Annotated in this window: 9 protein-coding genes; all 9 read left to right on the top strand. The window is 61.2% G+C overall.

Annotation, left to right across the window (positions count from 1 at the left end; translation table 11 throughout):
• Window positions 1-199 precede the first annotated feature (199 nt).
• The 9 genes from pyrH (at window position 200) to lpxA (ending at window position 9537) form a co-directional block, all read left to right on the top strand.
• Window positions 200-922 carry a UMP kinase gene (gene pyrH / locus NKH71_RS25955; RefSeq protein ID WP_023717729.1) on the top strand — a complete coding sequence of 241 codons (723 nt, stop codon included), beginning with the start codon at window positions 200-202 and terminating at the stop codon, window positions 920-922.
• A 105-nt stretch (window positions 923-1027) separates the two neighbouring features.
• Window positions 1028-1582, top strand: a complete 555-nt coding sequence (gene frr, locus NKH71_RS25950; RefSeq protein ID WP_084642476.1) for a ribosome recycling factor — start codon at window positions 1028-1030, stop codon at window positions 1580-1582.
• Window positions 1583-1614: 32 nt separating this feature from the next.
• Entirely contained in the window at window positions 1615-2337 is a 723-nt protein-coding gene (locus tag NKH71_RS25945) for an isoprenyl transferase (protein WP_023717727.1), read from the top strand.
• 3 nt (window positions 2338-2340) lie between these two features.
• Window positions 2341-3174, top strand: a complete 834-nt coding sequence (locus tag NKH71_RS25940) for a phosphatidate cytidylyltransferase (RefSeq protein WP_352790148.1) — start codon at window positions 2341-2343, stop codon at window positions 3172-3174.
• A gap of 104 nt (window positions 3175-3278) precedes the next feature.
• Window positions 3279-4421 (top strand): RIP metalloprotease RseP, encoded by a 1143-nt coding sequence (rseP, locus tag NKH71_RS25935; protein ID WP_352482672.1) that lies wholly within the window; start codon window positions 3279-3281, stop codon window positions 4419-4421.
• Between the two features lie 216 nt (window positions 4422-4637).
• Complete coding sequence (gene bamA / locus NKH71_RS25930) at window positions 4638-6992, top strand: outer membrane protein assembly factor BamA (RefSeq protein WP_352482671.1); 2355 nt, start codon at window positions 4638-4640, stop codon at window positions 6990-6992.
• A 182-nt stretch (window positions 6993-7174) separates the two neighbouring features.
• Window positions 7175-8233 carry a UDP-3-O-(3-hydroxymyristoyl)glucosamine N-acyltransferase gene (lpxD, locus tag NKH71_RS25925; RefSeq protein ID WP_352482670.1) on the top strand — a complete coding sequence of 353 codons (1059 nt, stop codon included), beginning with the start codon at window positions 7175-7177 and terminating at the stop codon, window positions 8231-8233.
• Window positions 8226-8690, top strand: a complete 465-nt coding sequence (gene fabZ, locus NKH71_RS25920; RefSeq protein ID WP_023717722.1) for a 3-hydroxyacyl-ACP dehydratase FabZ — start codon at window positions 8226-8228, stop codon at window positions 8688-8690. Before lpxD ends, fabZ begins: the two co-directional genes overlap by 8 nt.
• 13 nt (window positions 8691-8703) lie before the next feature.
• Window positions 8704-9537, top strand: coding sequence for an acyl-ACP--UDP-N-acetylglucosamine O-acyltransferase (gene lpxA / locus NKH71_RS25915; RefSeq protein WP_352790151.1), 834 nt, complete (start codon window positions 8704-8706; stop codon window positions 9535-9537).

Below are 9537 nucleotides of genomic sequence, written 5' to 3'. Positions count from 1 at the left end.
ATCCGCCCACCCCCTATATAAACACCTTCTTGTTGTTCGTCTGCGTTTTTTGTTTATATTAGACCGCGGTAACCCCTTCCCCCTTTTAAAATTTGCCGGCGGGGGCGCGGGGTTACTGGGCGGCGCCCTTCGTGTATCGGAACGCCCAGTGTTTCGGGGCGCCACCGAAGCGCGTCACACGCATGATGACGAGGACCAGATGACGGTGAAGCCCCTCTACCGACGTGTCTTGCTGAAAGCGTCGGGCGAAGCGTTGATGGGCGAACAGCATTTCGGCATCGACGTATCGGTGGTCGACCGCATCGCCGCCGACATTGCCGAGGCCCGCGCACTGGGCATCGAGGTCGGTGTCGTCATCGGCGGCGGCAACATCTTTCGCGGCGTCGCGGTTGCATCAAAAGGCGGAGACCGCGTCACCGGCGACCATATGGGCATGCTTGCCACGGTCATCAATTCGCTGGCGCTACGCACCTCGCTCAACAAGATCGGCGTCGACGCCGTGGTGTTGTCGGCGATCGCCATGCCCGAGCTGTGCGAAAGTTTTTCGCAGCGTCAGGCAACCGCCTACATGAACCAGGGCAAGGTCGTCATCTTCGCCGGTGGCACCGGCAATCCGTTTTTCACTACCGATTCGGCTGCAGCCCTTCGCGCCGCCGAGATCGGCGCCGATGCTTTGTTCAAGGGCACTCAGGTCGATGGCGTCTATTCGGCTGATCCCAAGAAGGACCCGAACGCGACACGCTTCGAGCGCATCAGCCATAGCGACGTCATAAAACGCGGGCTTTCGATCATGGATACCGCGGCGATTGCACTTGCGCGCGAAAACAACATTCCGATAATCGTCTATTCGATCCACGAGAAGGGTGGTTTCGGTGATATCCTGCGTGGCGGCGGCCGTTGCACGGTTGTCGCCGACGATTAATCCGGACCGTGAACCCGAAAGAGGGACCAGTTCGCGGATTGAGGCTCGAACAGGGTTTTACCCTCAAGGCAGTGAACCCGGGCTAAACGGGTCGAGGAGACGATGATGAGTGGCGAATACGACGATCTCAAACGGCGCATGGACGGGGCGATCGCCGCGTTCAAGCATGATCTGGCTTCGCTGCGCACCGGCCGCGCCTCGAGCAGCCTGCTCGACGCCATCCAGGTGCAGGCCTACGGCACCGCCATGCCGATCAACCAGGTGGCAACCGTGTCGGTGCCGGAGCCGCGCATGATCTCGGTTTCGGTCTGGGACAAGTCGATGGTCAGTGCCGTCGACCGCGCCATCCGTGAATCCAATCTCGGCTTCAATCCAATCGTAGACGGCACCAATCTCAGGATCCCGTTGCCTGAACTCAACGAGCAGCGCCGCAAGGAGCTTGTCAAGATCTCGCACGGCTATGCCGAGAATGCCCGCGTCGCTGTGCGTCACGTTCGCCGGGACGGCATGGACTTTCTGAAAAAGGCGGAAAAGGACGGCGACATCAGCGAGGACGACCACCGCAAACGGGCCGACCAGGTTCAGAAACTAACCGACGAGACAATCAGCACCATCGACCACCTGCTTTCCGACAAGGAAGCGGAAATCATGCAGGTCTAGGGTCTGGCCACGGCTGGCCCGGAAGCGAGAACATGGCAACGCCCGCGCATGTCGCGATCATCATGGACGGAAACGGACGCTGGGCCAAGGCGCGCGGCTTGCCGCGGCTCGCCGGTCACCGCGCCGGCGTCGAAGCGCTGCGCAAGACGGTGCGCGCCGCCCCTAACCTGGGCATCTCCTTCCTGACCGTCTACGCTTTCTCGTCGGAAAACTGGTCACGGCCGAAATCCGAAGTCAGCGACCTCATGGGCCTGCTGAAGCTTTTCATCCGACGCGATCTCGCCGAGTTGCACCAGAGCGGCGTCCGAATCAGGGTCATCGGTGACAGGGCAGGGCTGCAGCCCGACATAAGAGGCCTGCTCGAGGAAGCCGAAACGCTCACTCTCCGCAACGAGGCGCTGACGCTGGTCATCGCCTTCAATTATGGCGGGCGCGACGAGATCGTCCGCACAGCGCGCAAGCTCGCCGCGGCGGTGGCGCGTGGCGAGATCGACAGCGAAGCGATCACGGCAGAGTCCTTCGCCAACTCGCTCGATACAGAGGGCATTCCGGACCCGGAACTGGTTATCCGCACCAGCGGCGAGCTTCGGCTGTCGAATTTCCTGTTATGGCAGGCCGCCTACAGCGAACTTGTTTTTTTGCCTTGCTACTGGCCCGACTTCAGTCGCGAGCACCTGTCCGATGCACTGCGCGATTTCGCCGGCCGCGAGCGCCGCTTCGGCGGACTTGCCGCCCAAGACGTCGCCTCGGGCTGAGGGATGAGCAACCTTCAGCTCCGCGTCATTTCGGCCGTCGTGCTTGCCATCGTTACGCTCGGCCTGACCTGGCTTGGCGGACTGCCCTTCCGGTTGCTTTGCGCTGCCATGGCGGCGGTGATCTTCTACGAGTGGACGCGGATGAGCCGCCCCGTTGCGCCGGCAGGTGCTAATGCTACGGCAGGTTTCCGCTTTCTGCCCGAGGCGCTGATCGTGGTCTTTATCGGTGCCCTCATCGCCGGCCTGCCTGCGTCTTTGCTGCTGCCGCTCGTCGCGGCTCTGGTTGCTGTCGCTGCCATCGCGGCGTCGATGCGCAAGGCAGGACCGTGGGAAGCATCCGGCCTTGCCTATGCGGCGGTTTCCGGCCTGTCGCTGGCCTTCTTGCGCGACGGCGACCGTTCCGGGCTGCTGGCCATCCTCTTTCTGTTCGCCGTGGTTTGGGCGACCGATATTTTTGCATATTTCGTCGGCCGCTCCGTCGGTGGTCCAAGGCTGGCGCCGTCGATCTCGCCGGGCAAGACGCGGAGCGGGGCGCTCGGCGGGGCGATCGGCGGCGTGGTGGCCGGGCTGCTTCTGGCCGCCGTAGCCGGAACGGGCAACGTTGTCGTGCTTGGCGTGATCGCACTGGTGCTTTCGATCGTCGCGCAAGCCGGCGACCTGTTCGAATCATGGATCAAGCGACGCCACGGCCGTAAGGACTCCGGCGCGCTAATACCCGGCCATGGCGGCATCATGGATCGGGTCGACGGGCTTGTCGCGGCGGCTTTCGCCCTATACGTCATCGGCTGGATTTCCGCGACCGCCGACCATCCCGCACAGGGACTGTTCCCGGTTTGAGCGGCATCCGACGGCGGGCTGGCGCGGGTTGCGCCATGGATTCGCCTGGATTGATGTCACAGTCGCAGCGTGACCTGCGCCGTGGATGAATTTGAGGGCATGAATTGAACGAGATTCTTCACGCGGTTTTCAGCACAGAGGGCTTTGTCCTCGGCACGCTGGTGCCTTTCCTGTTCGTGCTGACCGTGGTCGTTTTCGTCCACGAAATGGGCCACTACCTCGTCGGCCGCTGGTGCGGTATCGGCGCAAAGGCCTTTTCGATCGGTTTTGGTCCTGAAATCATCGGCTTCAACGACAGCCGCGGCACGCGCTGGAAGCTTTGCGCCATACCGCTCGGCGGCTACGTCAAGTTCGTCGGCGACATGAACGCGACGTCGAGCCAGCCCAGCTCGGAGGAGATCGAGGCGCTGAGCGACGAAGAACGCAAGGTCGCCTTCCACACGCAGCCGATCTGGAAGCGCGCGGCGACAGTGGTGGCGGGGCCGCTGTTCAACTTCCTGCTGACGATCGCTGTCTTTTCCGTGCTTTTTTCTGTCCATGGCCGTCCCGTGCTGGAGCCGATGGTGGCTGAGGTTACCGTCGGCAGTCCGGCGGCGGCGGCCGGCATCATGCCCGGCGACCGATTCGTCAGCGTCGACGGCAGCAAGGTCGAGACCTTTGCCGACGTCCAGCGTCTGGTCTCCGGCCGTGCCGGCGACAGCATCACCTTCGTCATGCTACGCGGCGGCAAGGAAATCACCGTCACGGCGACGCCGCGCTTGATGGAACAACAGGACGCACTGGGCAACAAGGTCCAGGTGGCCGTGATCGGCGTCGTCAACAACAAGGAACTCGGCCAGCCACGGCTGATCACCTACAGTCCGGCCGGGGCGGTCGGGGCAGCGGTCCAGGAAACCGGACACGTCATTCAGCGCACCGGCCAGTTCCTGCAACGTTTCGTTGTCGGTCGCGAGGACAAGTGCCAGCTGGGCGGCCCTATCAAGATCGCCAAGATGTCGGGTCAGGCGGCAAAGCTCGGCTTTGAATGGCTCGTACAGCTTGTTGCATTCCTGTCAGTCGGGATCGGGATTCTCAACCTTTTGCCGATTCCCCCCCTCGACGGAGGGCATCTTCTGTTCTACGGCGTGGAGGCTGTCATCCGGCGGCCGGTGTCCGAACGGATGATGGAAATGGCTTACCGAAGCGGCCTCATATTGGTGCTCGGCTTCATGGGCTTTGTTTTCTGGAACGATCTGTTTGGGTGCTGAAATCATGAAGGAATTTGGCTTCGGCACGAGCAATGTTGAGACGCCGTTTACCATGCGTGGGGATATGCGTGACGCGAAAGCCACGCCACAGGGTTAAGTAAATACAAATTAACCAGAAGCCTTGCGTGTAGGGAAAATCCGGTTAATACGGTAGGGGAATTACCGCACGTCCGGTTTTCTCGCCGTGGGGACTTCGAGAAAAGGTACAAAAGCCCGATGAAGGCAGCATCCAAGTTTCTGAGCGCCGCGTCCGCGGTGGCTATGTCCGCCGCTCTGGTTGTACCAGGCGCGCTCGCAGTGCAGTTCGTTGCCACATCGGCCGCCGAGGCGGCTGTCGTCTCCAGAGTCGAAGTCACCGGCAATCAGCGTGTCGACGCGGACACCATCCGCAATTACGTGACGATCAAGCCGGGCAAGGCGTTTTCCAGCTCCGACATCGACGATGCGGTCAAGGCGCTGTTCGGCACCGGGCTGTTTTCGGACGTGCAGATCAACCAAGTCGGATCGACGCTGGTCATCAAGGTTTCCGAATACCAGGTCGTCAACCAGGTGCTGTTCCAGGGCAACAAGAAGCTCAAGGACAACGCGCTTGAAGCTGCGGTGCAATTGAAGCCGCGCAGCACCTTCTCGCAACAGCAACTCGACACCGACGTTGAGGCGGTCAAGGCCGCTTACAGGCGTATCGGCCGCGACGACGCCGCCGTGACCACCCAGATCATGGATCTCGGCGACAACCGCGTGAACGTGGTCTTCAACATCAACGAAGGCGGCCGCACCCAGATCGCAGCGATCAATTTCGTCGGCAACAGCGCCTATTCGAGCCGCCGTCTGTCGGACATCATCTCCACCAAGCGCTCGTCCTTCCTTTCCTTCGTGCTGCGCGACGACGTCTATGACGAGGACAAGCTGCGGGCCGACCAAGAGCTGTTGCGCCGCTTCTATTACAATCACGGCTATGCCGACTTCCAGGTCGTCTCGGCTGTCGGCGAACTCGACGACACCACCAACAAATACACCGTCACCATCACGGTGCAGGAGGGCGAGCGTTATACGTTCGGCGATGTCAGTGTCGAAAGCACAATCCCCGAGGTCGACAGCAAGTCGCTTGAATCGGTAGTCCAGACCCACAAGGGCGATGTCTATAACGCCAAGGACGTCGAGGACACGATCATCGCGCTGACCGAGAAAGTCGCCGGTTCGGGCTATGCCTTCGCCCAGGTGACGCCGCGCGGCGATCGCAACTTCGAAAACCACACGATCTCGGTTGTGTATACAATCGACCAGGGCACCAAGGCCTATATCGAGCGCATCGAGATCCGCGGAAACGATCGAACGCGCGACTACGTCATTCGCCGCGAATTCGATGTCAGCGAAGGCGATGCGTTCAACCAGGTTCTCATCCAGCGCGCGAAGAGGCGGCTGGAAGCGCTCGATTATTTTGAGAAAGTCGAGATTTCCACCGTTCCGGGCTCTGAGCCGGACCAGGTCGTGTTGGTGGTCGACGTAGTCGAGAAGTCGACCGGTGAATTCTCGATCGGTGCCGGCTATTCGACTGGTGGCGAAACGTCAGGTCCGTCCGTCGAAGGTTCTATCAGTGAGCGCAATTTCCTCGGTCGCGGCCAATTCATCAAGGTGGCGGCGGGCGGCGGCAAGAACTCGCGCGACTACAGCTTCTCTTTCACCGAACCTTATTTCCTTGGGCGGCGCATCGCGGCCGGCTTCGACATCTACAAGCAGAGCCGAAACTACGACCATTACGACAGCGATACGACGGGCGCGACAGTGCGTTTCGGTCTGCCGATCACCGACAACATCACGACGCAGCTCGCGTACAATATCGCGCAAGAGAAGTACGAGTTCGACGAAGACTGCGACCCAATGGCCGGTTGCAACGTCTCCCAGGCGATCCAAAACGGAGTTAACGAGAGCCCATGGCTCAAGTCGTCGGTCAGCCTCGGCCTGATCTACAACACCATCGACGACATGAAGAACCCGCATGACGGGCTTTATGCCAATGTCAACACCGAAGTGGCCGGCGTCGGCGGCGACGCCAAGTTCATCAAGGTCACGGCGCGCGGCAGCATCTATCAGACGTTGTCCGAACAATTGGATCTGGTAGGCCTCATTTCCGGCGGCGCCGGCCATGTCCAGGGATATGGCGGCGGCGATCTACGTGTCTTCGACCATTTCCAGAGCAGCGACCGTATGATCCGCGGCTTCGAATATGGTGGCATCGGTCCGGTTGCCTTGGACAACCGCAACGACCATCTCGGCGGAACCACTTATTTCAACGCCTCGGCCGAAGCCCAGTTCCCGCTGCCGGTTATCCCGGAAAGCTTCGGCCTCCGCGGGGCAGTGTTTGCCGATGCGGCAACGCTCTACGGCAGCAAGATTGCAAGTGGCCTCGTCGATCAGTCGACAACCGGAATGGAATGGCGCGCTTCTGTCGGTGTCGGCCTGATGTGGGCATCGCCCTTCGGTCCGATCCGCATCGACTATGCGATCCCGGTCAAGAAGGAAAAGACCGACGACGTGCAGGAATTCAACTTCGGTATATCGACCCGCTTCTGATGTGCGGGTAACGATGCTTCCGGCTCGTTTGGATCCGGATGGGCGGTGACCCGACACTACAGCGCAGCGCGTCCTATTGGACACGCAAAGGATGTTGTAGCACTTTGTTTTTGCGCATGATCCTTTCCGAGGATCGACTTCCGATTTCCGGGGTCATGCGCTAGCTGGATATTGCTTCTGGAATGACCGATCCGGTGTTCTTCGCGCCCTCACGCCGGTATACGGCCGGCGAAGTCGCGAATCTGACCGGCTCGACGCTTGTCGATTCCGGTCTCTCCGATGTATCGATCGAGGCTCTGGCGCCCGCCAACGAAGGCGGCGAGAACGCGCTTGTCTTCGTCGATGGGAGGCGCAATTTCGCGCTGATGCAGTCACTGCGGGCGGCAGCGGTTCTCTGCCCCGCCGAATTTGCCGGCAAGGCGCCGGCGGGCATTGCGGTGCTGGTGCATCCGCGCCCGCAGCAGGCTTTCGCAATGGTCGGGCGCCTGCTTTTCCCGGCGGCTGCAACGCCTGGACCGATGACCGGCGAAACCGGTATCTCGCCGCACGCCCATGTCGATCCGACCGCCCATGTCGAGGCCGGTGCGATCATCGAAGCAGGCGCGGTCATCGGGCCGCGCGCTGCCATCGGCAGCGGAACCGTCATTGCCCCGCATGCGGTTATCGGTCCTTCCTCTCAGATCGGCCGCGACGGCTATGTCGGTCCAGGTGCAAGCGTGCAATATGCGTTGATCGGCAATCGCGTCATCATCCATGGCGGTGCCAGGATCGGCCAGGATGGCTTCGGTTTCGTTGCCGGCGCCAAGGGTCCGGAGCGGGTTCCGCAGATCGGCCGCGTCATCATTCAGGACGACGTCGAGATCGGCTCGAATACGACCGTCGATCGCGGCGCCATGTCCGACACGATCATCGGCCAGGGCACCAAGATCGACAATCTGGTGCAGATCGCCCACAACGTTCGCATCGGCCGCAATTGCATTATAGCCGGGCTTTCGGGTATTTCCGGTTCCGTGACGGTAGGCGACAACGTCACCATGGGTGGCGGCGTCGGCCTTGCGGATCATTTGACCATCGGGTCCGGGGCCAAGCTTGCCGCAAGAAGCGGGTTTATGAGCAATGTGCCTGCAGGTGAGATTTGGGGAGGATATCCGGCGCAGCCGATGGCGGAAGCCATGCGCGAGATAGCGGCCTTGCGCAGACTTGCACGGACGCGCAAACAGGGTGAGGGGGGAAATGGCTGAGATCGCAGCGGCGACGCTCGAAGCGGTTGACATAATGCGGCTGATGAAGCTCCTGCCGCACCGCTATCCGTTCTTGATGATCGACCGCATTGTCGACATAGATGGCGACGAATCCGCCATCGGCATCAAGAACGTCACCATAAACGAGCCGCATTTCCAAGGTCATTTCCCCGACCAGCCGGTCATGCCCGGCGTGCTCATCATCGAGGCGATGGCGCAGACGGCCGGCGCCATCTGCATCCGCAGCCTCGGTACGGAAAAGCCGTCGCTGGTTTATTTCCTGACCATCGACAACGCCAAGTTCCGCAAGCCGGTCGTTCCAGGCGACCAATTGAAAATTCATGTGAAGAAAATCAAGAAACGCGGCAATCTTCTCAAATTCGCCTGCGAGGCCCTCGTCGATGGCACCAAGGCGGCGGAAGCCGAGATCTCGGCAATGATGGTCGCAAGCGGCTGACAAACGAATGCTAATGAAAATCCAGACAGTCATCCATCCATCGTCGGTCATCGAGGCAGGCGCCCAAATCGGCGAAGGCGCCCGCATCGGACCCTTCTGCTACGTCGGCCCCGACGCCGTGATCGGCGACCGTGTCGAACTGGTCAGCCATGTGTCGGTGATGGGCGCGACCACCATCGGTGCATCGACCAAGGTCTATCCGATGGCGATACTGGGCGGGCCGCCGCAGAACACCAAGCACAAGGGCGGCCGTACCACGCTGGTGATCGGCGAGAACTGCGCGATCCGCGAAGGCGTCACCATGCATCTCGGCACCGATTCCAGCCGCGGCGAAACGACGATCGGCGACAACGGCAATTTCCTCGCCTATGCCCACATTGCACATGACTGCGTGGTCGGCAGGAACGCCACCTTCGCCAATCAAGCGACGTTAGGCGGGCATTGCGAAGTCGGTGACAATGTCTACATCGGCGGCCTTACCGCGGTTCATCAGTTTGTCCGCATCGGCGATAACGCCTTTCTCGGCGGTTGCTCGGCGATCGTCGGCGACGTCATTCCCTACGCCATCGCCGTTGGCAACCGTGCCAGCCTTCGCGGCCTCAACATCATTGGCCTGAAGCGCGCCGGCCTGCCGCGTTCCGAGATCCACTTGCTGCGCAAAGCCTACAACACGATCTTCGATCGCTCTCGGACCGTCGGCGAAAACATCGAGTTCGCCAAGGCGGAATTCGCCTCGTCGCCGAGCGCCATGAAGATCGTCGATTTCATCGCTGGCCGCGGCAAGCGGCACTATGCCGTGCCGTCGCTCAAAGGTGGCGACGGCGACGATACCGATGATGAAGACTGA

Origin of the sequence: Mesorhizobium sp. M0983 (assembly GCF_040318975.1) — a bacterium.
Lineage (GTDB): Bacteria > Pseudomonadota > Alphaproteobacteria > Rhizobiales > Rhizobiaceae > Mesorhizobium.
Note: the sequence above shows the minus strand (reverse complement) of the source record. Positions and strands in the feature narration are given on the sequence as shown.

What these genes read in the sequence shown, in the direction of transcription:
- pyrH (WP_023717729.1), top strand. Translation starts at nt 200, where the DNA reads ATGACGGTGAAGCCCCTCTACCGACGTGTCTTGCTGAAAGCGTCGGGC.
- frr (WP_084642476.1), top strand. Translation starts at nt 1,028, where the DNA reads ATGAGTGGCGAATACGACGATCTCAAACGGCGCATGGACGGGGCGATC.
- NKH71_RS25945 (WP_023717727.1), top strand. Translation starts at nt 1,615, where the DNA reads ATGGCAACGCCCGCGCATGTCGCGATCATCATGGACGGAAACGGACGC.
- NKH71_RS25940 (WP_352790148.1), top strand. Translation starts at nt 2,341, where the DNA reads ATGAGCAACCTTCAGCTCCGCGTCATTTCGGCCGTCGTGCTTGCCATC.
- bamA (WP_352482671.1), top strand. Translation starts at nt 4,638, where the DNA reads ATGAAGGCAGCATCCAAGTTTCTGAGCGCCGCGTCCGCGGTGGCTATG.
- lpxD (WP_352482670.1), top strand. Translation starts at nt 7,175, where the DNA reads ATGACCGATCCGGTGTTCTTCGCGCCCTCACGCCGGTATACGGCCGGC.
- fabZ (WP_023717722.1), top strand. Translation starts at nt 8,226, where the DNA reads ATGGCTGAGATCGCAGCGGCGACGCTCGAAGCGGTTGACATAATGCGG.
- lpxA (WP_352790151.1), top strand. Translation starts at nt 8,704, where the DNA reads ATGAAAATCCAGACAGTCATCCATCCATCGTCGGTCATCGAGGCAGGC.